Origin of the sequence: Psychrobacter fjordensis (genome assembly GCF_904845995.1) — a bacterium.
GTDB classification, from domain to species: Bacteria; Pseudomonadota; Gammaproteobacteria; order Pseudomonadales; family Moraxellaceae; genus Psychrobacter; species Psychrobacter fjordensis.
The window spans coordinates 1,301,292-1,326,970 of sequence record NZ_CAJGYP010000001.1 but is presented as its reverse complement, the minus strand read 5'-3'; the positions used below and the strand labels follow the sequence as shown (position 1 = coordinate 1,326,970).

Here is a 25,679-nt window from a genome sequence, read left to right as displayed (position 1 = left end):
CGTGCATATATCTATCTAGGCTGAAATTTATAAAAACAGGACGTATCTCCATGATAAAAATGAAATAAACTGTATTAATAAGGGAAAAATAGTACAAATAATATGGAGATACTCATCAGATATTTGATAAAATTTAGCAGTTTTGACTATACTCAAATGGATGTTTATTGAGGTGTGAATAAGGTTAGTCTCTAAATTAAAGATTAGCCTCAACACCTGTAGCTATTTATCCCACGCAAAGAAAAACCCCCGGCTAGATAACTAGTCGGGGGATATTTCAGTATAGAGAGCTGACGATGACCTACTCTCACATGGACGAATCCACACTACCATTGGCGCAACGATGTTTCACTTCTGAGTTCGGGAAGGGATCAGGTGGGGCCATCGCGCTATTGTCGTCAGCAAAGGGGGTTAGATATGAGTCTGTTGTTTTTATTGTTTGACTATAAATTTTACTTTTTAGTCGATCAACTTATAACCTAACTGAATCAAGGTTAAAGGTGATATCGAAATATTCTCTCTTTATTCTATAAGCCACTACAGCTTATACAAGATAGATTAATTAGACTTGTATACAAACCACTTGGGTGTTGTATGGTCAAGCCAAACGAGCAATTAGTACAGGTTAGCTACATGCATCGCTGCACTTCCACACCCTGCCTATCAACGTCCTAGTCTTGAACGGCTCTTTAGGGAAATCTAATCTTGAGGTGGGCTTCCCGCTTAGATGCTTTCAGCGGTTATCCCATCCGAACGTAGCTACCGGGCAATGCCACTGGCGTGACAACCCGAACACCAGAGGTTCGTCCACTCTGGTCCTCTCGTACTAGGAGCAGATCCTCTCAAATTTCCAACGCCCACGGTAGATAGGGACCGAACTGTCTCACGACGTTCTAAACCCAGCTCGCGTACCTCTTTAAATGGCGAACAGCCATACCCTTAGGACCTGCTTCAGCCCTAGGATGAGATGAGCCGACATCGAGGTGCCAAACACCGCCGTCGATATGAACTCTTGGGCGGTATCAGCCTGTTATCCCCAGAGTACCTTTTATCCGTTGAGCGATGGCCCTTCCATACAGAACCACCGGATCACTAAGACCTACTTTCGTACCTGCTCGACTTGTGGGTCTCGCAGTTAAGCGCGCTTTTGCCTTTATACTCTACGACCGATTTCCGACCGGTCTGAGCGCACCTTCGTACTCCTCCGTTACTCTTTAGGAGGAGACCGCCCCAGTCAAACTACCCACCATACATTGTCCTCGGTATTGTTATACCTGAGTTAGAACCCCAACATGACCAGGGTGGTATTTCAAGATTGGCTCCACAAACACTAGCGTGTCTGCTTCAAAGCCTCCCACCTATCCTGCACAAGTCAGGTCAAAGTTCAATGTAAAGCTGTAGTAAAGGTTCACGGGGTCTTTCCGTCTAGCCGCGGGTACACAGCATCTTCACTGCGATTTCGATTTCACTGAGTCTCTGCTGGAGACAGCGCTGCCATCATTATGTCATTCGTGCAGGTCGGAACTTACCCGACAAGGAATTTCGCTACCTTAGGACCGTTATAGTTACGGCCGCCGTTTACTGGGGCTTCGATCAAGAGCTTCGCTTACGCTAACCCCATCAATTAACCTTCCAGCACCGGGCAGACATCACACCCTATACGTCCACTTTCGTGTTTGCAGAGTGCTGTGTTTTTAATAAACAGTTGCAGCAGCCTGGTATCTGCGACTGCCAGCAGCTCAAGGAGCGTGTCCTATCACCACCAACAGCGTACCTTCTCCCGAAGTTACGGTACCATTTTGCCTAGTTCCTTCAGCAGAGTTCTCTCAAGCGCCTTGGTATTCTCTACCTGATCACCTGTGTCGGTTTAGGGTACGATTCGTTTATAACTATTGCTTAGAAGCTTTTCCTGGAAGCATGGTATTTGCCACTTCACTGTACAAGTACAGCTTGCTATCAGATCTCAGCCATGTAGTAGCCCGGATTTACCTAAGCCACAAGCCTACATCCTTTCACCTGGACAACCAACGCCAGGCTGACATAACCTTCTCCGTCCCTCCATCGCATTATAAACAAGTATCAGAATATTAACTGATTTCCCATCGACTACGCCTTTCGGCCTCGCCTTAGGGGTCGACTCACCCAGCCCCGATTAACGTTGGACTGGAACCCTTGATCTTCCGGCGTGCGAGCTTTTCACTCGCATTATCGTTACTCACGTCAGCATTCGCTCTTGTGATACCTCCAGCATGCCTTACGACACACCTTCACAGGCTTACACAACGCTCCCCTACCACTTGAAAACAAATTCAAATCCGCAGCTTCGGCTCCTAGTTTGAGCCCCGTTACATCTTCCGCGCAGGCCGACTCGACTAGTGAGCTATTACGCTTTCTTTAAAGGATGGCTGCTTCTAAGCCAACCTCCTAGCTGTCTATGCCTTCCCACCTCGTTTCCCACTTAACTAGGAATTTGGGGCCTTAGCTGGCGGTCTGGGTTGTTTCCCTCTCCACAATGGACGTTAGCACCCACTGTGTGTCTCCCGGATATCACTCATCGGTATTCGGAGTTTGCATCGGTTTGGTAAGTCGGTATGACCCCCTAGCCGAAACAGTGCTCTACCCCCAATGGTGTTCGTCCGAGGCGCTACCTAAATAGCTTTCGGGGAGAACCAGCTATCACCGAGTTTGATTAGCCTTTCACCCCTATCCACAAGTCATCCCCTGGCTTTTCAACGACAGTGGGTTCGGTCCTCCGGTGCCTGTTACGGCACTTTCAACCTGCTCATGGATAGATCACTCGGTTTCGGGTCTATACCCTGCAACTAAACGCCCTATTAAGACTCGGTTTCCCTACGGCTCCCCTAAACGGTTAACCTTGCTACAGAATATAAGTCGCTGACCCATTATACAAAAGGTACGCAGTCACTCCAATAAATTGAAGCTCCTACTGCTTGTACGCACACGGTTTCAGGTTCTATTTCACTCCCCTCACAGGGGTTCTTTTCGCCTTTCCCTCACGGTACTGGTTCACTATCGGTCAGTCAGGAGTATTTAGCCTTGGAGGATGGTCCCCCCATCTTCAAACAGGATTTCTCGTGCCCCGCTCTACTTAATATGTTAACTCTAATGTTTCGAATACAGGACTATCACCTACTACGGTCAGCTTTCCCACGCTGTTCTTCTACATTAGAATTAATCGGCTTCTCCCCGTTCGCTCGCCGCTACTAGGGGAATCTCATTTGATGTCTATTCCTAAGGGTACTGAGATGTTTCACTTCCCCTCGTTCGCTTCTTGTACAAGTACAAGATACCTACCTTATGGTAGGTGGGTTTCCCCATTCAGAAATCTCCGGATCACAGGATATTGCCGCCTCCCCGAAGCTTATCGCAGGCTGTCACGTCTTTCATCGCCTCTGACTGCCAAGGCATCCACCATGTGCGCTTCATTACTTGACCATACAACCCCAAGTAGTCTCTCGACTTCTAAGTGTCATACAATCTAATTATGATAACGATATCACCTAATTTTATACGCTTGATTCAGTTCTCTTATTACTTTTTTAATAACTCACCCCTGGGATAACAACTGATGTCGTTAAGAGGTGAGTTATTAAGGTTAAGAAGTGCGCGTGAACACGCTCTTCCTAACCCAGACTCATATCTATGTTTTTAAATAGTTCCTACTCTCTCGTCGAGTAGCAGGTTCTGTATAAAACAGAAAGAAGTAATCTTGCCAATATAATGGCGAATCACTTGTTTCTATTTAATACCTATTTTATTTATTAGCATCTAAAGTTTCGTATTTATAGTGGTGGAGCCAAACGGAGTCGAACCGTTGACCTCCTGCGTGCAAGGCAGGCGCTCTACCAACTGAGCTATGGCCCCGTAAATAATGGTAGGCCTGGGCAGACTTGAACTGCCGACCCCCGCGTTATCAACACGGTGCTCTAACCAGCTGAGCTACAGGCCTTTGTATGCCTACAAAGGCAAAAGCTAATAAATACTAGCTTAAACTAAAGAACAACTTGTTGTGAATTCTTGCTGACCGAATGTCATCTATAAGGAGGTGATCCAGCCGCAGGTTCCCCTACGGCTACCTTGTTACGACTTCACCCCAGTCATCAACCACACCGTGGTGAACGCCTCCCCGAAGGTTAAGCTATCCACTTCTGGTGCAATCAACTCCCATGGTGTGACGGGCGGTGTGTACAAGGCCCGGGAACGTATTCACCGCGGCATTCTGATCCGCGATTACTAGCGATTCCTACTTCATGGAGTCGAGTTGCAGACTCCAATCTGGACTACGATAGGCTTTTTGAGATTCGCATCACATCGCTGTGTAGCTGCCCTCTGTACCTACCATTGTAGCACGTGTGTAGCCCTGGTCGTAAGGGCCATGATGACTTGACGTCGTCCCCGCCTTCCTCCAGTTTGTCACTGGCAGTATCCTTAGAGTTCCCGGCTTAACCCGCTGGTAACTAAGGACAAGGGTTGCGCTCGTTGCGGGACTTAACCCAACATCTCACGACACGAGCTGACGACAGCCATGCAGCACCTGTATTCTAATTCCCGAAGGCACTCCCGCATCTCTGCAGGATTCTAGATATGTCAAGACCAGGTAAGGTTCTTCGCGTTGCATCGAATTAAACCACATGCTCCACCGCTTGTGCGGGCCCCCGTCAATTCATTTGAGTTTTAACCTTGCGGCCGTACTCCCCAGGCGGTCTACTTATTGCGTTAGCTGCGTCACTAAGTCCTCAAGGGACCCAACGACTAGTAGACATCGTTTACGGCGTGGACTACCAGGGTATCTAATCCTGTTTGCTACCCACGCTTTCGAGCCTCAGTGTCAGTATTATGCCAGAAGGCTGCCTTCGCCATCGGTATTCCTCCAGATCTCTACGCATTTCACCGCTACACCTGGAATTCTACCTTCCTCTCACATACTCTAGCTCTACAGTTTCAGATGCAGTTCCCAGGTTGAGCCCGGGGATTTCACATCTGACTTATAGAGCCACCTACGCTCCCTTTACGCCCAGTAATTCCGATTAACGCTTGCACCCTCTGTATTACCGCGGCTGCTGGCACAGAGTTAGCCGGTGCTTATTCTGCAGCTAATGTCATCGTCCGTGGGTATTAACCACGGAGTCTTCTTCACTGCTTAAAGTGCTTTACAACCAAAAGGCCTTCTTCACACACGCGGCATGGCTGGATCAGGGTTTCCCCCATTGTCCAATATTCCCCACTGCTGCCTCCCGTAGGAGTCCGGGCCGTGTCTCAGTCCCGGTGTGGCTGATCATCCTCTCAGACCAGCTACAGATCGTCGCCATGGTAGGCCTTTACCCCACCATCTAGCTAATCCGACTTAGGCTCATCTAATAGCGAGAGCAGTAAACTGCCCCCTTTCTCCCGTAGGTCGTATGCGGTATTAATACGAGTTTCCCCGTGCTATCCCCCACTACTAGGTAGATTCCTAAGTATTACTCACCCGTCCGCCGCTCGACGCCTGATAGCAAGCTATCATCGTTTCCGCTCGACTTGCATGTGTTAAGCCTGCCGCCAGCGTTCAATCTGAGCCATGATCAAACTCTTCAGTTTAATCTTGCTATGAAGTCCTTTAAAGAGACTTCTAAACTTGGCTCATCTAATCTGGCAAAATCGCTAAAAATTATGTTCGTAATGAATTAACTTTGAGTTTTTTTACTGTCTTAAATGATAATTTTTATAGTTAGAATTCTATCGAAAAGATAGTCAACCAACTTTATTTTTTAACATTCTGAATCAGCAAAAATCCACACAAGTTGTTCTTTAGTTATGCTTTTAAATAATGCCTAATCACTGTCGTCCAGTGTTAGTATTCTAACTAAACAGTCATAGCCAATGTGGCTTATCCTATTTAGCGAGCTGACTATCATATCATTTTTTAATAGTCTGTCAACTTCTTTTTTTATCTCGTTTCAATAAGTTAGCTTGTTAATTTACTGTGATTGCTCACTGTTTTATTAACTGCTTTGCCTTAATGAGGTGCGTATTATAGACGCTTATTCTGCTAAGTCAAGAAGTTATTTTTATTAGTTTAAAACTAATTTATTTAAAGTATTCAATAAGTGATTGCTCACTTCCTAAACACCCTTCCCTTCTGACTGGGACGCATTATACTCGGTTTGAGGGCGCGGTCAAGGACTCTTATAAACTATTCTATAGTTTATAAGAGTCCCTCAGGAATACTGGCTACTTATCAAGAGGTTAGCTGTGAAAATAAACTTCTCATTATCTTAAACAGTTTTTCGGTTGAAATCACATTCTTCTATATAGGATGACCTTTTTTATAACTTACCCATTTTTTCAAAAAATACTCTATACGCAGCGGCTTTTTTATCTAATGATAAAGGGTATGCCCGTGAAGTTGATGGCAACCTATATAAGGTTAGATTATTCACATCAGCTTTCTTACCTGTACTTTGCCATTCATAAGGGTAATCCATACTTTGATTGGTCTTAGGATACTTGGACTTAGTAGGTGGCTCGCTTAATAAATTGAGTAGTACCTCAGTTGCCTTACCACCTGTGGTAAACAACGTTTTAACTTTTGGCACTTGTAGCAAGATATCATCTAAATCAACAGGCGTTACTACCGTTAAGTTCTTGTCAGACGCATTGCCCGTCTCACGAATGGCTTGTTTTACCGTCGGACAAGAAGCGATACCTCGGTCAAACATAAAGGCGCGAATACGTTCAGGATCAAAGCGCTTCTCGTCCCCTACTCTGAAATAATCTGCATCATCAAAAAATACAAGTCCATAGATACGCCACATATCATTATAAAAATTGGGATAGTGAAAACTCATGGCCCATTTATCGATAGTGGGTGGGAACGTTCCCATCATCATGACAGTGGCATTAGGCGGTAAAACAGGCGGAAATGGATGTGTTTCTATTTCGGCGACGTGCGTTTCAGATAATGTTGAGTTGCTATCGGTCTTATTAGTATTTTCACGCGCATGGGATGGGTATGTAGTCATAAGATTCTTCGTCAGAAAAGCGGTTTTTTTGGTATCATAGCAGGCCTAAACCTTACTTCACTTATTATAGTGCTGCGATAGTGAAATATAGTCGGCTTAAGAGGTCAATGGCTTAAATATATAGAATGATGCGGTGTTTGATTCGAATAATTGTGGCTTTCATTATAGTTGCTTAAATCATGATTGCTTCAATTGCTTTGGATCTAATTATTGTGAACCTAAATGTAGGTTATGAATAAAATCACTGTAAATTAATTAAGGTTAAGACCCTTATATAAGCATTGAATGTATTCAGTTGGCTTTACTAGTAATATATTAAGCTTACTATTTGTGTGCCAAAAATACGGTTAAAGTGAAGTAAGTGTTTGTATCTTTTATACTAATGGCAACCGCAGTGACTGCGCAAGCATCAGCCCCAAAATCAAGAGAGATTATATGAGCGACCTAAATAGCGGTTTAAAAATTACGGTAATCGATCATCCACTAGTCCGTCATAAGCTTAGCCTTATGCGTGAAAAAGACTGTAGTACTTATAAGTTCCGTACATTGACCAAAGAGCTTGCACGTTTGATGGCCTATGAAGCGAGCCGTGATTTTGAAATTGAGACTTTTCCAATGCAAGGCTGGTGTGGCGAGATCACGGGTGAGCAAATCATCGGTAAGACTGCGACTATCGTACCAATTTTGCGCGCGGGTATCGGCATGCTCGATGGCGTGCTCGATCTGATTCCTACTGCCAAGATTTCTGTTGTCGGTCTGCAACGCGACGAAGAAACATTGCAGCCAGTACCTTTCTTTGAAAAATTCGTTAGCCACATGGACAAACGCCCAGCACTTATTATTGACCCAATGCTAGCCACAGGTGGCTCAATGGTCGCGACCATCGAGATGCTAAAGAAAAACGGCTGTACCAATATTAAAGCATTGGTATTAGTCGCTGCACCTGAAGGCGTACGCTTGGTGAATGAAGCGCATCCTGACGTGACTATCTACACTGCGGCACTAGACAGCCATTTAGATGAACATGGTTATATCATTCCAGGTCTGGGTGATGCTGGCGATAAAATCTTTGGTAAGCAACTATCAAATAGATAAGTAGCATCAGGGTAAATAAAGCCGTCATCAGTATTATGACAAAAGCATATAGTATCAATGATAAGGATATAACATGAACGTATTGATTACAGGCGCTAGCGCAGGTTTTGGTAAAGCATTGGCTGAGCGTTTGGTGGCAAAAGGCCATCGCGTGATTGGCTGTGCTAGACGCCTCGATAAGTTACAAGCTTTGGCTACAGAATTGGGCGAGGCATTTTTACCTGTGGTCATGGATGTGAGCGATACGGCTTCTATTCCGCAAATCATTGCTGACTTGCCTGACGGTTTTAAGCAAATCGATGTCTTGGTGAACAATGCAGGATTGGCGCTGGGTGCTGGGCCAGCACAAGAGTCCAATCTAGATGACTGGATGCGCATGACCGATACCAATATCAAAGGGTTAATGGCGCTGACCCATGCGGTCTTGCCAGCGATGGTGACTCGTGATAGCGGTTATATCATCAATGTGGGCTCGATTGCAGGTAGCTGGCCGTACTTTGGTGGTAATGTCTATGGCGCGACTAAAGCATTTGTAAAACAGTTCAGTCTAAACTTGCGAGCTGACTTACTTGGCACGCAAGTACGCGTGACCAATCTTGAGCCAGGTAATGTAGCGGGTACTGAGTTTTCAAACGTGCGCTATCATGGCGATGACGATAAAGCTGCCAAGGTTTATGACGGATTCAAAACCATGACTGGTGACGATGTTGGCGATATTTTATTATGGTTGATTGAGTCGCCTGCACATATCAACGTGAACCGCTTAGAAGTGATGCCAGTTGCGCAAACCTATAATGGCCTAACCATTGCCAAAAATGATGGCTAGTTAACACAAGTAAGTAATAGGTTTACTATTAGGCGGCAATACTTTATCGATAATAGATACGGTATTGCCGCCTAATTTTTTGCCGCTTTATCATTATGAATTTTATCACTACTATAGACGTAATATGCTCAAGTATTAACTGTCATAACCACTTTTATTTTATGCTATGGTCAGCTCTCTTATTCTTTGACACTCTCAGTCATCGAGAGGCCAAACCATGAAAGCCATCGCTCATCAATACTGTTATTTATTAAACTATAAGGACATTTTATGGCTAATACGCCGCTCACTCTGACGCTAGAATGGTTTTTAAATCCAGATCACCTGCCTTTTATTGCGGGTATTCATACAGGTTCTTACTCCGAGGCAGGGCTTGATATCAATATGATAGAGCCAACTGAACATTATGATGGCTTTGCAGAATTAGAAGCAGGCAATATTGATTTACACGTGAACGAACCGATTCACCTATTCGAGCATTATTTTGAAGACTTAAAAGCATTGGGCTGTTTCTTTGTGACAGATGGTGGCGTACTTATCAAACAAAGCAGTCTTGATAAATTACATCAAAACCAACCGATTCGTATCACAACACCAGCAGCCAACCCTATTACCAATAAAATTGGCTTTGAGATTTTAAGCCGTTATGCCAAGAAAAATGGTTTTGTGTTAGATGTCGCTAATGTCAATTTTGTAGAGACCGACTTTCAGCACTTAGAAAACTTACAAAAGGGTGATGAAGCAGGCGAATTTGATGGCGCATGGTTATGCTTTTATAACTTTGAAGGTATTGAGGCCAATCATATAGGGCTTGACTATACCTTTATTGATCAACACTTATCACCGTATCCTAACTTTTCGGCATTGGAACTGATGACCACCCACAGTATTTGGGAAGAAAAGTCAGAAGCGTTGACACAGTTTGTAGCTATCAGTACAGCAATGGCGGAGTTGTGTATCGACAATCCCGAACAAGCACGCACAATTTATTACGCCTATACAGGTGAGACACCATCTTCATTGATGGATGACATTATCAACGATACGCTGAAACGCTTGATAGCGCCTATTCAACCAGATGCTGAACGTTGGACTGCCCTACGTGAGATGTTAGCAACATTAGATATTGCCAACATCAGCGATACCCACTACGCCAAACTCTGGCAGTAGTATAGTCAAATCCATATAAATCCCATATGTTCAAAGCGACATTTAAAATGGCATTCAAAATACCTGAGCAATACCAATTACAGGCCACTCATGTGACAGCGACTGACGGCACGCTGATACCCATGTCTGTGATTGGCAAAGGTCAACCCGTACTGCTACTGCATGCTTTTGGTATGGATCCACGGCAGTTTTTGCCGTTTATATTATCCCTGACCCGACAATACTGCTTTTATTTGCCGCATTTTCGTGGTTTTGGTTTGGCCAGTGATTTGGCATTGCCAACGTTTGACTTTATTGAACAATATGCAGAAGACACACAGCAAGTAATACAGCATATTCGTCAACAGACAACTGTGGACGCCTTACCTGTTGCTGGAATATCGATGGGCGCATTGGTCATGTGGGCATACTTTAAGCGTTTTGGTCATGACAGTGTCAGCCGCTATCTAAATATTGATCAAGCACCTCTTATACATAATCAGCCCGACTGGCAAGATGGCGGCGTATTTGGTACACGTCAGACAGAATTATTTGCTCAGTTTACGCGATTAATTTCTAATGCTGAGCCATATATGCACGTTGATGATTTCCGTCATCTGCCCTATCGATTAAAAGCAGACTTACTAGATATAGAGAGCTCATTTTCACTACTTTCTGTCAGCACCAAACCTTCACAGGTATTGACGAAAACCTTGAGCTATCGAGCACCGCACAAAATCTCATTGATGAAACATGCAACTTGGCAACACAAATTGCGCTGCCTATCTGCCTACGTTGCGTTGCCCTACGATTATCGTGATGTGTTGCCAACGGTAGCGACGCCAACCACTCTGTTAATTGGTGGACGCTCGCAGTTGTATGATCCGAAACGGCAACAACAGTTGCTTGAGTTACTGCCCAATGCCACTGCAACGGTTTTACCAAAATCTGGCCATGCGGTGCCAATGGATGCGCCTGTGGCTTTTTATCAGGTGTTAAAACAGTTTTTGCATCATTAACCGTTAAGATATTGATTTGAGTAGACGTAAAAAAGCGACTTCAAAAGTCGCTTTTTTATTTGTTTATTGAGCCTTTCACATTATCTAAAAAACTAATACTAGTCAGCTAAGTCTTTAATCAATTCAAAGCGTGGCACTTGCTTGCCTTCTATCGTAACCGTTTCAGCAAACATAGCTAATGGACGAACCCACACGCCATATTCACCGTATAGGCAACGATAAACCACAAGCGACTCTTCGGTTTCTGAATGCTGCGCCGTATGCAATACTTGATAGAGACTGCCTTTGTAGTGGCGGTAGATGCCTTGGGGAATTATTTCATATGGTTGGCTCATAACACTCTCATTCTAACAATTATTATCAATAAAAAAAGCATCTAATATTAGATGCTTTTTTTATTGAATAGTTTGTTATTAGGAATTTTAGCCATCGCCATTAGGTAACATTGCAACTCTCCTGTTGAGTCGAATAAGCACTATAATATTCTAATTTAGAGTCACTATAGTAATACTATACTAATTGGACTGTCAACCTACACATCGTTAAAAAAGCTTTTATACTCAGAAATAAGCTCCATTATACCTAAAGCTGTTTCATGATCAAAATCATAATCACGACTACGTATTTTCTTATTCAAAATTTGTGCGCAACTCAAAAAACTAGTCTTATCTTTAAGTACTATGTATGCTCTAAGAAAGGTATCAAGGGTTTTAGCATCAGCATCACCTAAGTCACTGAAACTAACTTCTAACGCTCTAAGCTCTTTTGATAATAAGTCTGCATACTCCACACTATCTGTTATTTCATACAGCTTTGTAAGATAGAAAAGTAAGTTATTCGTGTAATCTATAAAGTCGTCACCGTTTTGATCAATGTAGTCCAAACCTTTCAGAGTATGTTGATATGCTTCTAGATACATAGGAATAATTTTACTGCTATCAGATTCAACTTGCAGGCTTTCGATCTTCAACCAGATATAATAGCCTGCAACTTTTGGTGTTTTTGCAAGTACATAACTGATATCCGAATCCTTTACAGAAAATACTGAATCATTAAGTTGAGCGAGCTCAAATGAGTTCTTGAGATATGAAATACCCCTATCAATTTCTCCAGTTTTACCTAATGCTTGACCTAACCTCATTGCAACCAAACAATTATTTTTATCCATTTTGTGAAGCACTAAGTACAAATTTTTTGCTGATATAAGGTTAAGTTCATCATTGATAGATAAATGACATAGCGCTTCGTTACAGCAAGAATGGAAAGCAAAGTTATCAAATGAGTCTAAGCTTTTGCTGTCTAAATAATCAGTCCTCAAATTTAAAAATCTCTGAGCACAATTTGCAAGTTCAACGGAATCACCTTGAAGGATTGCCGCCTCTCTTTCCTCAGTTAATTTAATATAGGTTTCAAGGATTTTATCATCAATATTTTCACCGAAAAGCAGTCTAGGATTGTCCAAGTCTTTAGGATTATCCAAAATTTTTGCTGAATTTTTAGGGTTAATTTCTATCCGAGACTCTTCAACGATTATATCTGCATAATCTACACATGCATCTACAAATTTTTTCAATAAACTCAGATGTTTACTCAAAGTAGGGTGAGTCGTAGGATCTTTACTCTTTGTTATACCATATCTGTGCCTATGGTCGATTTCGCCCCAAGCATCTTCAAAAACTGTACGGATTTGTATTTCAACTGGAAGTTGGTATCCATGACGAAGGATACTACTATGCTTAGTATCTAGCAGACAAACTATATGAAAACTAGAATAACCTTCCTTAATCCCCTGAACTTTAATTTTTTTATTTATACTTAGAAAGCTATTTTCAAGATCAGACGTTATATTAGAGCTTGCAACATCACCTATATAATAGATACTTTCAGCAATGGAACACCCTAAGAATGGATTATTACTTTCTTTTGAGTTCACAAGAATAGAGATTACTTCGTTAATGACGGAAACTATATCTTTTTTAAATAATACTACAAACCTAAGCCCTATCACATCCGTAATATCTTCTAAACAATACTCCTTCTTTTCTGTTTTCTTCCTCTCTGTTTTCTCAATGAGACCACTTTCAGTTTTCACTCTAGATTTATATGCGTAGCAAATGTTAGAAATATTATGAGAGTTGATATAATTGATTATAGTCTGTTGAGACTCTTTTGCCTTTAGATTTATGAACTGAGCCTTACCACTATCGTCATCGTGGCCATTATTAACATCCTTTTTAATCACCTTGTACCCCAAAATAACATTTACAATAAAAGATTTTTATACTATATACAATAAGGTAGGTAATCAACATTATTAGGCTAATTAAAATGGCCGTCTATAACTGATGAAACATGTAATTAGGCAACCGTCACTTTCGCATAAGCCTTTTTGCCTGCTTGGATAACGACTGTCTGACCTGAGATTAAGCTGAAACCTGCATCAACCACATCGCCATCTACTTTTACTACGCCACGTTTTACCATATCTTTGGCAGATGAGCTGTTTTTCGCAAGCCCAGATTGGTTCAGTACTTGAGTGATAAATAGTGCATCCTGACCTTCTAGATCTAATGTTACTTCTGGCAAATCGATTGGCAATTCGCCATCAGCCAAGACATTACCGGCTGATTTGTGCGCATTAGCAGCAGCATCAGCGTCATGGAAACGCTCGATTAACTCTTCGGCTAGAATACGTTTGATTTCTTGTGGATTGCGACCATTTTCCATTTCTGCCAATAAACCTTCGACTTCATCCATTGGTTTAAAGCTTAAAAATTCAAAGTATCGACGAATTAGCGTATCTGGCATAGATAAGATTTTTTGGTACATCGTGCCCGGCGCATCATAAATGGCCACGTAGTTATTTAAAGACTTAGACATTTTATTAACGCCGTCTAACCCTTCCAAAATTGGTACGGTGATACATACTTGCTGCTCTTGACCATAGCGGCCTTGCAACGTGCGACCCATCAATAGGTTAAAGGTTTGATCGGTACCGCCAAGCTCAACATCAGCTTTCAGCGCGATAGAATCATAGCCTTGCACGAGCGGATATAAAAACTCATGGATAGAGATTGGGGTCTGTGAGGCATAACGCTTAGAGAAATCATCACGCTCAAGCATACGCGAAACCGTTTGCTGGCTGGCAAGCTGAATCATATCAGCGGCGCTCATGTCATTGAACCACTCAGAGTTAAAGACCACGCGAGTCTTTTCTTTGTCCAAAATTTTAAATACTTGCTCAGCATAAGTCGTGGCATTGGCTTTGATTTGCTCATCAGTCAATGGCGGACGCGTGCTGTTTTTGCCAGAAGGATCACCAATCTTGGCTGTATAATCACCGATTAAGAAATAAATCTCATGACCCAAGTCTTGAAAGTGCTTGAGTTTATTAATCAGCACGGTATGACCTAAATGCAAGTCAGGTGCGGTAGGATCAAAGCCTGCCTTGATACGCAATGGACGGTTTAGCTTAAGCTTCTCCACTAAATCCTCTTCAGATAGAATTTCTTGTGTTCCGCGTTGGATAAGGGCAAGTTGTTCTTCTAGGGTGTAAGTTTGCGTGGTCATGATGATCTCTTTATTGTCTTTATTAAGGGTTAAAACGTTTGGGCTATTTATACTAAATGATACCAAACCAAAAAATACGATGAGCGGTGGCAAACTCGTTTAGCGTAATAAATGCAGGACTTACACTTGTTTTCCTTGCTGCTCTGATTTTGGAAATGCTATTAAGGTCTCGTAGCCTGCAAAAGATGTTAGAATTTGACGGATATACTAGCGTTTTTTAAGGTAAATTGCCATGACCAACCCCGCATCGATTGCTGATACTCATCACAATATTCATCCAGATTCAGAGATGAACAGTGATTTAGTTAATAGTTTGGAAAATATTGACGATTTAAATTATGCCACACTTACTGAGGCACTTGAGCAGACTGTGTTTGAAAACTTCGATGATGGCTTATATATCGGCATGATGTCGGGCACCAGTTTGGACGGTATGGATGCCATTCTTTGTCAATTCGGTACAGATACTGGTAATGAAGCAGAAACGCAGCAGTCCATGCGGGTGTTAGCTTCTTATAGCCAAGACTTCCCACCGCGACTGCGTGAAGTATTATTGGCATTATGTCAGCCCAATGGTGTTCAGACATTGACACCCACGGCTGACGAACCAAATAGCGAACTGGACTGGTTCGGCTGGGCGAGCCGCGAGTATGGTGAGTTTGCAAGTGAGGTGGTCAATACGTTATTAAAACAAGCCGATACCGATGTAGAGTTAGTGCTAGCCATTGGCTGTCATGGACAGACTGTGCGCCATCGTCCGCAGATGGGCTTTAGCTTGCAGTTGCTCGATGCCAATATCATCGCTGAACGTACAGGTATCAGTGTGGTCAGTGATTTTCGTCGCCGTGACATGGCCGTTGGTGGTCAAGGTGCACCGTTGGTTCCAGCCTTTCATCAAGCACTGTTTGCCAAGCCTGACAGTACTCGCGTGTTATTGAACTTGGGCGGTATTGCTAATATCACTGTCTTGCCAGCGGCTTCTACTAATTCGTCAAATCAACCAGACAATATCATAGGTAATGTTGTAGATAGTGTTGTGGGTTACGACACTGGCCCTGCCAATTTATTATTGGATGCGTGGACTGCGTTGCATACAGATAAAGATTATGATGCAGGCGGTAAATGGGCGCAGTCTGGTCAAGTCATTGAGCCGCTGCTCAACCAACTGTTGGAACATCCGTTTTTTGCAAAACCTTATCCCAAAAGTACTGGCCGTGAAGACTTTAACTTAGCATGGCTGCAAAACGAGCTACAAAAATTCGAACAGGCATCTGCTATCATTCGTTATTCATCAGCAGATGTACAGGCCACACTCACTGAACTGACGGCCATCAGTGCGAGTGCGCAAATTAATACATTTATCAATGCTAATAAAAATACTGCGGTATATGTCTGCGGTGGCGGTGCATTAAATAGCTATTTAATGACGCGATTGCAGGAACACCTTCCTCATTGCACAGTAGAAACGACTGCGAGCTTAGGACTGGAGCCAACATGGGTAGAAGCCGTTGCTTTTGCATGGTTGGCCAGACAAACCCTAATGGGCGAAACGGGTAATTTGCCAGCGGTCACGGGCGCAAGTAAGAACGTGGTGTTAGGGCAAGTTTGTTTTGCTTAGCAGCTCTCATTACCATATCGCTTGTACCATAAATCATGGATATAAATGAACCTAGTACAAGTTGCACATGAATATATTTAGCGAGACGACAATACGATGTCTTTACCGTGGATAGTAACGGCCTTATCGTGGGTAAACTACATAGTCAAAGTATAGGCAGTCATCAGCAATACCTTTATACTATTAAAGCAATAGATACCTAAAACAGCAGGTAGCTAAAATAACAGGTAGCCTTTGCTACACTCGTTAGGCTTCGCAAGCTCATTTAAGTTTACATATGTACACTTCAGTGTTTTATAATGGTTGTAAAAATGCATGTATGACGCTATAAATAGTATAACGCGACAGTAACAAACGATATGACGACAGCACAATCAAATAATATCAGAAAAAATCATCCTTTTAGGAACGCAAGTACAGGACATATAGCATGAGCCAAGACATCAATACAGCCACATCACCGACGACGACTGGCATAAAACGCCGTCCAAAAAAGCCTCATTATGAGCGCGATGATGACACTCGAGTGGTCGTTACCGGCATGGGAGCTATCACCCCACTGGGCCTAGATATTGAAAGCACATGGACAAAACTTCTGAATGGCGAAAGTGGTATCGTACCCATCACTCACTTTGATGCCACAGAGTACCGCGCTCAAATTGCCGGTGTGGTCAAAGACTTCGATGCCAAGCAATATATGAATGCAAAAGATGCGCGCCGCTATGATGAGTTTATGCATTATGCCATCGGCGCAACTACCATGGCATTACATGATGCTGGCTTCATCGATGAGATTGGTGCAGCTGATACGCCCGTTAAAAATGTCGATCAAGAACGTTTTGGCGTGATTATTGGGTCAGGTATTGGCGGTATTCAAACCATCGAAAACAGCTGTGCGACGCTCAATGCTCACGGGCCAAAAAAAGTATCACCTTTTATTATTCCTGGTTCTATTGTGAATATGGCAGCAGGTCTTGTAGCGATTAGACACACGTTGAAAGGTCCTAACCTTGCCACATCAACAGCCTGTACAACCTCAACACACGCCATTGGTTTAGCGGCGCGATTGATTGCACATGGTGATGCCGATGTCATGCTGGCAGGTGGTAGCGAAAAAGGCTCTAGTCCTTTAGGTATGTCTGGTTTTGCCGCGATGCATGCGTTATCAACACGCAATGATGAACCAACCAAAGCCTCACGTCCATTTGATAAAGACCGTGATGGTTTTGTACTCGGTGATGGTGCTGGTGTAATGGTATTAGAAAGCCTTGCTCACGCTAAAGCACGTGGTGCAACGATATTAGCAGAACTGGTTGGGTTTGGTATGAGTGATGATGCTAGCCACATTACCTCACCTCCAGAAGATGGTAGCGGTGCTGCACGTGCCATGCAAAACGCGATTCATGATGCCGGTATCGAGCCTTCTGTAGTTGGTTATGTCAATGCTCATGGTACCAGTACGCCTGCTGGTGATGTCGCTGAATCTATCGCCATTGAAACCGTATTTGCCCCAGTAAAAGACAGTATTCTAGTCAGCTCAACCAAGTCTATGACAGGCCATTTGCTTGGCGCTGCAGGCGGTATTGAAGCTATTTTCACTGTTATGGCGCTTCAGCATCAGCATGTACCACCTACCATTAACTTAGATAATCTCGAAGACAATTGCAACCTTGACTATGTTGCCAACCAATCTCGTAAAGTTGAAAACCTACAGTACGCTGTCTCGAACAGCTTTGGTTTTGGTGGCACCAATGGCTCACTAGTCTTTGCACGTTGGCCTAACAATGACTAGGGCATAAAAGCGCATAATGAGATGCGTTGTAACCTTGGTGTCAGATTTACTACGTTTGTCCACTTGCAGCCCCTTATCTTACTTGCGTATGATAAGGGGTAATTTTTGGAACATTTATGGAAGATACCATGTCAAGCTACTCATTTTCCCATCAGTTTTATCAACGCTGGACGTGTGCGCCTGAACCCATCCGCGCAGCTATTACCCAAGAGCTAAAAGACATCACCACTTTACTGCAAAGCGATACACCCTTTGAGAGCTTTGAATTTCAAACCCATGATTTGGATGCTCATATCGATGAGCTCTACGAAAACCACGAAGCCGAGCAAGCCATTGCAAAGGCCATTGCTGATAAACAAGAGCAAGCACGCGCAGCCGCTGAACAACAACGTATCGAAGAAGCACAGAAAATAAAAGCGGCAGAGGATGCCAAGCTCAAAGAAGAAGCTAAATTAAAAGAAGAGGCCAAGCTGCGTGAAGAAGCAGAGGCCGCACAAAAAGAACAAGAAAAGAATGCAACGTTAGCCGCTGATAAGCGAAATGATGACAAGCCAGTAGCGATTGAGATGAAAACTGCAGACAAAGCAGATAGTAATAGTAGTACCACTGATAACTCTGAAAAAAATAATACCCAAAGTGTGGCTACTGAAAATCATATGGTGAACCATAAAACCATCAGCGAACATGCGAACGCTGTTGAAGACAATACGGTTGATAATGATAACAGCGTTAAAAATGATAGTACTATTAAAGCCATCAACGATAAAGCCAGTAATGCCATCAAGTTGGCATTAAAAGACGCCAAACTGAGTACCACGCATCAAGAACTGATTCGTGAACTTGAGGTACAAATTGATGACTATCTCAGTGAGCAAATGATGCTGATGTCTGAAAACTTAAAGTCTTGGTTACATGCTGAAGTCATCCAAAATCTAAGCGATCAAGATAAATCACAGACCAATAAAGAATCATAACGAAGCTAAATGCTGCGTTCCAGTAACGAAAAAGCCCCGTAAATAATATACGGGGCTTTTTCTATTTTAGATTCGCAGATATAGGCCTTTACTTTAAATAGCCTGCGTACGCTCAGTTAGCCACTCAAGTGCTGCGCCGTCGACACGGTCTTTTAGCTCTGCATACACTTGGCTGTGATAATCGTTGAGCCAGTCAATCTCTACTTGATTCAACAATGACGACTCAATCAAACGAGTATCTATCGGGCAGTAAGTAACGGTTTCAAAGTTTAAGAATTTACCAAACTCTGTCTCGGTAGGGCTTGCCACCCGCGTATTAACCATTAGGTTTTCTATGCGAATGCCCCACTTTCCTTCACGGTATAGACCTGGCTCATTACTTGAAATCATACCTTCTTTCATCGCACGCTCTTTTGGCGTACTGGCACTATAAGCAATGACTTGTGGACCTTCATGGACGTTTAAGAAGTAACCAACCCCATGACCGGTGCCATGACCATAGTCCATCTGTGCCTGCCATAGAGGTGCACGGCAAATAGCATCGATTAATGGTGAAGCGATACCGTCAGGAAAATGTGCTTTTGCCAATGCAATATGGGCTTTTAGCACTGTGGTAAAGTCACGTTTATGCTCAGAATTGACTTGCCCGATACCGACCACACGAGTGATATCAGTCGTGCCATTCTGATATTGCGCGCCTGAGTCAATCAGTAGTAATCCACCCTCGCCCTCGGCCACATCAAGGTAGCTGAATTTTTCTGGTGTTGCGCGGTAATGTGGCAACGCACCGTTTTCATTAAAACCTGCAATCGTTGGAAAGCTTGGCGATACATAGTGTGGCTGCTGACTACGTACATCGATTAGCATGCTATCCACGTCTAACTCACTTAAACGCTCACCGTTTGCTAGGCGCTGCTCAAATGTCGCAAAAAACTCAGCTAAGGCAGCACCATCTTGACGCATGGCTTCACGCACATGATCGATATCAGCATCAGCTTTAACAGATTTGAGTAACGTACTTGGCGCCATTTGCTCAATAAAGCCGATACCGTCTGCCATCTTCGATAGCGTACCGACTGCAACCTTGCTTGGATCTAATAACAATAAGTCTTCTGGCGTCAACGCACTCAATGCTTCTTGTACTGCATCATAATCAGCAAGCGTGATACCGCTATCTTTTAGGGCTGTGGCGATATCAGCACTGACTTTATTGTTATCGATAAACAACGTCGCGTCATTTTCACTGATAAGCATGTGTGACAAAAATACAGGGTTATAATCAACATCCGCACCGCGTAAGTTGGTCAACCATGCGATGTCATCTAAACTTGAGAGTAAGTGATGCGTCGCTCCTGCCTCTGCCATACCTGCACGCACAGCGGCAAGCTTTGAGGTGGCAGACTGAGCAAGAAATTGTTCATCGTGAGCATATAACTTGGCAGCTGGTAGCGCTGGACGATCTGACCATATCTCTGTCAACACGTCACGCTCAGTGATTAAAGTAATGTCATTGGCATCAAATGCATTCAACAATCGATCCTGCTCAGCGATAGACAGCACATTGCCATCGACTGCGACACTATCGCCTTCTTGTAAATGCTCGGCGAGCCAATCGATATGATTCGGCTGACCTGGAGCCAGCTTCTCTAAAGTAATACCCGTGCCTTCTAACTGATCAGCAGCGTGTACCCAATAACGACTGTCTGTCCATAGACCAGCAAAGTCAGCAGTCACGACGAGCGTACCGACCGAACCTGTGAATCCTGACAGCCATAAGCGTGCTTGCCAATATTCAGGCAAGTACTCAGATAAATGTGGATCAGCAGACGGTACGATGATTGCCGTCAGGTCTTGTACTGCTATGGTCTGACGCAGACTATCGATACGATCGTGGATGGTTTGTTTATTCATTAAAAGTGTCCTTATTAGAGATAGAGCAATTAATTTGGAAGAAATTAGATTTAGAAAATTATTGCTGTGCGGCGACTATAGATAGTCGTCTTATTCGAGCGGAAACATTTTAAGCATTCATTGACCGATTATTATTAGAATTAGAGTCAGTTACATTCAATCGTTTAAGAGTTAAAGGTTTGCAAATAACCAAGTAAACGAAACTACCTATGATTAAAGCAGAATAGTATGACAGCAGAACACCATTAGATGTTTGGGCAGATAGCAGGGTTTCAATGGCGCAAGAGAAATATCTCACCAATTGAAACAATAAAACGTGCTACCAATAATGGTAACACGTCTCATCATACGTCACTTGTACTGTTGTTATTCACAAATGTATATCAGCCTATAGTTAATTCACAATAATATCGATACAAGAAAACCGAGTGCAAGCTATACATTCGTATGGTTAGCGAGGTTGACGCTGTAGCGGTTTTATAGTGGGCAGACTATACCTTATTGCTTGGCTAATTGTTTCTCACCCTCACTATCTTTAAGCATTTTATTGATAGGTTTTGCTAATATCAGCAAGAATATGGCAGTGACCACCAAGAATATTGTCATGGTTGTAAATAGACCTGGCAATCCTTCGATTTTGTCAGCAGATACATGACCACCAAAGAAGGCCGCAACCAAGTTACCCATGGCAATAGAAGCAAAGAACAGCCCCATCATTTGACCTTGCATACCCTCTGGCGCCAACTTCGTCATTGCAGACAAACCAACGGGGCTTAGTGCTAACTCACCCAACGTTAATAGCAACAGACTGCCTACCAACCATAGTGGTGATGCCAAGCCAGCACCAGGCGCTAAGATGCTTTTTGAGGCAAAAATCATCAATGCAAAACCTGCCGCTGCGAGTAGCATACCCATTGCAAACTTAGCCATACTGCTCGGCTCAAGTCCTCGGTTACCAAGCTTGACCCAAATGATACTGATGATAGGTGCCAATATTAAAATAAATAAAGGGTTCAATGACTGGAACCAAATGCTCGGTACTTCAAACCCTAAAACGTTGAGATCGGTATAACGATCAGCAAACAAGTTAAAAGACGTTGGCTGCTGCTCAAAACTCGACCAAAACAGCGTCGAACCAATAATTAAGATAAAACAAATCAACAAACGCAGCTTGTCTGTCTTATCCAGCTTAGGTGAAATGAACATAATAGCGAAGTATAGGATGACCACCGCAGCAATGATATAAGTCATATACTCTGCAACCATCTCAGGATTGAACGATATCATTCCTGTAGAAACCAATAGCACTACGGCTACTAATAACGCTACAAAACCACCAACCCAACGACCGACATTTTTGTATTGATCATTAGATTTTTCCCACTCGGCAGAGATGCCTTTAGCTCGAGCATATTTTGTTAAATTCTTTTGCGCGACGAAACGATAGATGAGCAATGAGACCAGCATACCCAAACCGCCAACGCCAAAGCCGACATGCCACATACCTTTTTCTTTGAATACGCCAACGATCAGCGCAGCCAATAACGCGCCGATGTTAATACCCATATAAAATAAAGTAAAACCGCCATCACGGCGAGAGTCACCTTTCAGGTATAGAGCTCCAACCATCACTGAGATACAGGTCTTAAATAACCCTGAGCCCAAGACAATACAGATTAAACCGACAAAGAACAGTGTCATGCCAAACATAGCAGAGAGTGCAATACACAAATGGCCAAGGGCAATGATAATACTGCCCCACCACAGTGCTCTCTCCTGACCTAGCCAGTTATCTGCTAGCCAGCCCCCAGGTACAGCTGCCAAGTACAATGAACCTGCGAAAATACCGTAGATAGCAGAAGCGGTGACCTCGTCAAAGCCAAAACCACCACTACCTACCGTCGCCACCATAAATAAGACCAGTAGCGGGCGAATACTATAATAAGAAAACCGCTCCCACATCTCAGTAAAAAACAATGGACGTAGCGGCGTGGGATGCCCCATAAAGCCAGTATCTAGTGCGTCTAATTCAGCAGCATGAGCCCCCGATCGTGTTTCTGTGCCCATAACTTTATTCCTTTAAAGATCATATTGGTAATGACCAAGCCCCTATTTATTCCGATGAGCGGTCATATAGGCGAAGTATTGTTGCACTTGGTTATATTCAAGTAAAGAAAAAGTTGGTTAAAAATTACACAATTACCCATAAAAAAAAGCCCGTTCTCAATAGTTGAGAACGGGCTTTTTTTCTTAGTCTCGAGGACACTACTATTATACTTATAGCACTGTTGATAGAGACTTCATAATGCTGTCACTTGAATATCTGTTACTTGAATACCTATCACTTGATAGCTAAGTAGCACTATTAGGTCAAAATGACCATACTACAGACTACTGTGCCGCTGCCGTATCATCAGCTGCGTCGCCAGCTTCTAAATCACCATCTGCTTGCTCTGCAGTCAAGTCAGCATCAGCCACAGCGGTTTGACTTACGGTGCCAGAGGCAGTCGCGGTACCTGCTTCGGCAGTCACTACTGCGCTGTCAGTAGAACCTTCAGCAGTAGAATCTCCAGCATCTGTGGCTGGCGTGACAGTTGCATCTGCTGCAGTGTCAGTTTCTGCCGATGCCGTTTCATCAGCTAGCGCAGCATCTTCTTCAGCGGCAGTCGCTTCTGCTTCATCCGCAGCGGCTAATTCCTCAGCAGTCTGAACAGTAATGTGCTGTCCTGCTGGACGTAAAAATCCAGAAACACCAATAAGTAAGACAATACCTAAAAACAAGGCAATGCCACCTAAAGTGTATAACAGCTCTTTTTTTGGATTGTTATTGACGATACCTTCTGACATACCTGATCCACCTTGCACAAAATATTTGAAATATTGGCCTATTATATCGCAATTTGTACCGATTTGTTAAAACCCTTAAGTATTTAAAGGATTTATTATCGACAAATTTTGCCAGTCTCTTTTATAGTCGAGCACCATCTCTTATTTGCGTGACGCACCCAAACGAAGTTGAGCGACCCCACGCTTGCCAAAATAGCTTAATAGCAATAGCAGCGCCATAATGAACAAAATAGGATAATTACCGAAGCGCATATAAGGCGTACTGCCAACGCGTGCTTGGACATTACCTCGTAATACAGTGCGCTCAAACTGCGGGGCACGCTCAACGATATGGCCTTTGTGATCGATAATAGCCGTGACCCCCGTGTTGGTCGCACGCATAAACCAACGACCATTCTCTAACGCACGCATCTGTACCATCTGTAAATGTTGCAATGGACCTGCCGACTTGCCAAACCATGCATCGTTTGAGATCGTCAATAAAAAGTCCGTACCGACCGCATTCCTACGGGTGGTATCAGGATAGGCCACTTCATAGCATATTGCCGTACCTAAGTTATGACCACGTACACGCAGTGGTGACTGCTCGTCACTGCCACGGCTATAGCTCATGATATCTTGACTGCCAGCCAGATCAGGCAAAACATCTAGTAATCCCTGAAACGGAATGTACTCACCAAACGGTACCAGACGCTGCTTTTTATACAGCCCTTCTCCCTCTGCGCCCAATGCAATCACACTATTATAAAACGGTGCATACTTATCGGTACTGGCATCGTAGGCGGCTTCATCCACATAAGGTATGCCCGTCACCCATGTCGTATCAGTCTCATTGGCCAGCTTTGCCATTTCATTGATAAAATCAGCTGCGGCTAGCTGAGACATAGGAATGGAGGATTCAGGCCATAACACAAGATCACTTCCCCACTCTGTGCTCGTTAACGTTGCATAGATGTTAAGGGTTTCGAGTTGATATTCATTCAACCATTTTAGGTCTTGAGGGATATTACCTTGAATCAACGATACAGATAGATCAGGCGTACCTTTTGGCTTGGTCCATTGCGGATTTATCAGCCATAACGCGCTGCTAATGACTAACAAAGCGAGCGAAGGAATCATATAACCGCCACGGCGACGCAACATCTCGACCACGCTGGCTGCCAATAATACGGCAACGAACGAGATAGCAAACACCCCAGCGACTGGCGCGAGCGATGACAGCCAAGCTTGCTCTGTAAAGGCATAGCCAACGAACAGCCACGGAAATCCAGTGAGCAACCATGTCTTCATCCACTCTTGTAATATCCAAAGCGCAGCAAAAGATAGCGGCTGACGGCCGACCACTCGATTGAAAACCAGTGCCAAAAAGCCATGGAACAAGCCCATGCCTAGCCCCATGATGGCAATCATAAGTAGCGCAAGCCATACTGGAATGGCACCATACGTATGAATGGAAGTATAAAGCCAAAACGCGCCTACACAAAAAAGCCCTGTGCCATAGGCTTGACCGATAAGAAAAGCACGCTTGCCGCTCATATCAGGCATCAATAATGCATATAAAATAGCAGGCGACACCAATGCTACAGGCCACACACCATAGGGCGCGAGTGCAAAGATAAACACCGCACCTGCCAGCAAGGCAATTAGCACGGTCAATGCTAGAGGTAAGCCCTTTGGCTTCTCGGGGTTCAGGCGTTTTTGCAAATCAACAGTAGACAGACGCATAGCAGGTATCCAAAACCATATTTTTCAAAATTTTAAGCGTCAGCATTCAGGTAAAAACCAAGCTGAAACTGACCGTATAATATTCCATACCGTATCTAAAAATTAAACCTGCCCATGATACCAGTCTCAAC

At 43.5% G+C, this 25,679-nt stretch carries 15 protein-coding genes, 2 tRNA genes and 3 rRNA genes; 7 read left to right on the top strand and 13 right to left on the bottom strand.

Going from position 1 to position 25,679, the window contains the following annotated elements:
* Positions 1-288 precede the first annotated feature (288 nt).
* From rrf to JMW61_RS05540, 6 genes are all read right to left on the bottom strand, one after another.
* Positions 289-403: ribosomal RNA gene (gene rrf / locus JMW61_RS05565) — 5S ribosomal RNA — on the bottom strand.
* Between the two features lie 191 nt (positions 404-594).
* Positions 595-3,456 (bottom strand): 23S ribosomal RNA (locus JMW61_RS05560).
* 353 nt (positions 3,457-3,809) lie between these two features.
* Positions 3,810-3,885 (bottom strand) — tRNA-Ala (locus tag JMW61_RS05555).
* An 8-nt stretch (positions 3,886-3,893) separates the two neighbouring features.
* Positions 3,894-3,970, bottom strand: a tRNA-Ile gene (locus tag JMW61_RS05550).
* An 89-nt stretch (positions 3,971-4,059) separates the two neighbouring features.
* Positions 4,060-5,598: ribosomal RNA gene (locus JMW61_RS05545) — 16S ribosomal RNA — on the bottom strand.
* Together the 16S, 23S and 5S rRNA genes with 2 tRNA genes alongside form the textbook arrangement of a ribosomal RNA operon.
* Positions 5,599-6,326: 728 nt before the next feature.
* Entirely contained in the window at positions 6,327-6,890 is a 564-nt protein-coding gene (locus tag JMW61_RS05540) for a DNA glycosylase (protein ID WP_406947823.1), read from the bottom strand.
* A 567-nt stretch (positions 6,891-7,457) separates the two neighbouring features.
* On the opposite strand from JMW61_RS05540, the gene upp reads away from it, so the two are divergent.
* The 4 genes from upp to JMW61_RS05520 all read left to right on the top strand — a co-directional run bounded on the left by upp (position 7,458) and on the right by JMW61_RS05520 (position 11,111).
* Positions 7,458-8,117 (top strand): uracil phosphoribosyltransferase, encoded by a 660-nt coding sequence (gene upp, locus JMW61_RS05535; protein WP_201536063.1) that lies wholly within the window; start codon positions 7,458-7,460, stop codon positions 8,115-8,117.
* 73 nt (positions 8,118-8,190) lie between these two features.
* Entirely contained in the window at positions 8,191-8,943 is a 753-nt protein-coding gene (locus JMW61_RS05530) for an SDR family NAD(P)-dependent oxidoreductase (protein ID WP_201549890.1), read from the top strand.
* A 270-nt stretch (positions 8,944-9,213) separates the two neighbouring features.
* Positions 9,214-10,113 carry an ABC transporter substrate-binding protein gene (locus JMW61_RS05525; protein ID WP_201549889.1) on the top strand — a complete coding sequence of 300 codons (900 nt, stop codon included), beginning with the start codon at positions 9,214-9,216 and terminating at the stop codon, positions 10,111-10,113.
* A gap of 47 nt (positions 10,114-10,160) precedes the next feature.
* On the top strand, positions 10,161-11,111 hold the full coding sequence (locus JMW61_RS05520) for an alpha/beta fold hydrolase (protein ID WP_201549888.1): 951 nt from the start codon (positions 10,161-10,163) through the stop codon (positions 11,109-11,111).
* Between the two features lie 98 nt (positions 11,112-11,209).
* On the opposite strand, the gene JMW61_RS05515 is transcribed toward JMW61_RS05520, so the two are convergent.
* The 3 genes from JMW61_RS05515 to tyrS all read right to left on the bottom strand — a co-directional run bounded on the left by JMW61_RS05515 (position 11,210) and on the right by tyrS (position 14,681).
* Positions 11,210-11,446 (bottom strand): DUF1653 domain-containing protein, encoded by a 237-nt coding sequence (locus tag JMW61_RS05515; RefSeq protein ID WP_201549887.1) that lies wholly within the window; start codon positions 11,444-11,446, stop codon positions 11,210-11,212.
* A 197-nt stretch (positions 11,447-11,643) separates the two neighbouring features.
* On the bottom strand, positions 11,644-13,353 hold the full coding sequence (locus JMW61_RS05510; protein ID WP_201549886.1) for a hypothetical protein: 1,710 nt from the start codon (positions 13,351-13,353) through the stop codon (positions 11,644-11,646).
* Between the two features lie 116 nt (positions 13,354-13,469).
* Entirely contained in the window at positions 13,470-14,681 is a 1,212-nt protein-coding gene (gene tyrS, locus JMW61_RS05505) for a tyrosine--tRNA ligase (protein ID WP_201549885.1), read from the bottom strand.
* Between the two features lie 232 nt (positions 14,682-14,913).
* Between tyrS and JMW61_RS05500 the strand changes: the two genes are divergently transcribed.
* The 3 genes from JMW61_RS05500 to JMW61_RS05490 all read left to right on the top strand — a co-directional run bounded on the left by JMW61_RS05500 (position 14,914) and on the right by JMW61_RS05490 (position 19,065).
* Positions 14,914-16,299, top strand: coding sequence for an anhydro-N-acetylmuramic acid kinase (locus JMW61_RS05500; RefSeq protein WP_201549884.1), 1,386 nt, complete (start codon positions 14,914-14,916; stop codon positions 16,297-16,299).
* 430 nt (positions 16,300-16,729) lie between these two features.
* Positions 16,730-18,091, top strand: coding sequence for a beta-ketoacyl-ACP synthase II (fabF, locus tag JMW61_RS05495; protein WP_201549883.1), 1,362 nt, complete (start codon positions 16,730-16,732; stop codon positions 18,089-18,091).
* A gap of 116 nt (positions 18,092-18,207) precedes the next feature.
* The gene (locus JMW61_RS05490) at positions 18,208-19,065 is read left to right on the top strand and encodes a cell envelope integrity protein TolA (RefSeq protein WP_201549882.1); all 858 of its coding nucleotides are present in this window, start codon (positions 18,208-18,210) and stop codon (positions 19,063-19,065) included.
* Positions 19,066-19,158: 93 nt separating this feature from the next.
* Here JMW61_RS05490 and JMW61_RS05485 read toward each other — a convergent pair whose 3' ends face one another.
* The 4 genes from JMW61_RS05485 to lnt form a co-directional block, all read right to left on the bottom strand.
* Complete coding sequence (locus JMW61_RS05485; protein WP_201549881.1) at positions 19,159-20,976, bottom strand: aminopeptidase P family protein; 1,818 nt, start codon at positions 20,974-20,976, stop codon at positions 19,159-19,161.
* Positions 20,977-21,474: 498 nt separating this feature from the next.
* Positions 21,475-23,043, bottom strand: coding sequence for a peptide MFS transporter (locus JMW61_RS05480; protein WP_201549880.1), 1,569 nt, complete (start codon positions 23,041-23,043; stop codon positions 21,475-21,477).
* Positions 23,044-23,367: 324 nt separating this feature from the next.
* Positions 23,368-23,823 carry a hypothetical protein gene (locus JMW61_RS05475; RefSeq protein WP_201549879.1) on the bottom strand — a complete coding sequence of 152 codons (456 nt, stop codon included), beginning with the start codon at positions 23,821-23,823 and terminating at the stop codon, positions 23,368-23,370.
* A gap of 141 nt (positions 23,824-23,964) precedes the next feature.
* Positions 23,965-25,548 (bottom strand): apolipoprotein N-acyltransferase, encoded by a 1,584-nt coding sequence (lnt, locus tag JMW61_RS05470; protein ID WP_201549878.1) that lies wholly within the window; start codon positions 25,546-25,548, stop codon positions 23,965-23,967.
* Positions 25,549-25,679 lie beyond the last annotated feature (131 nt).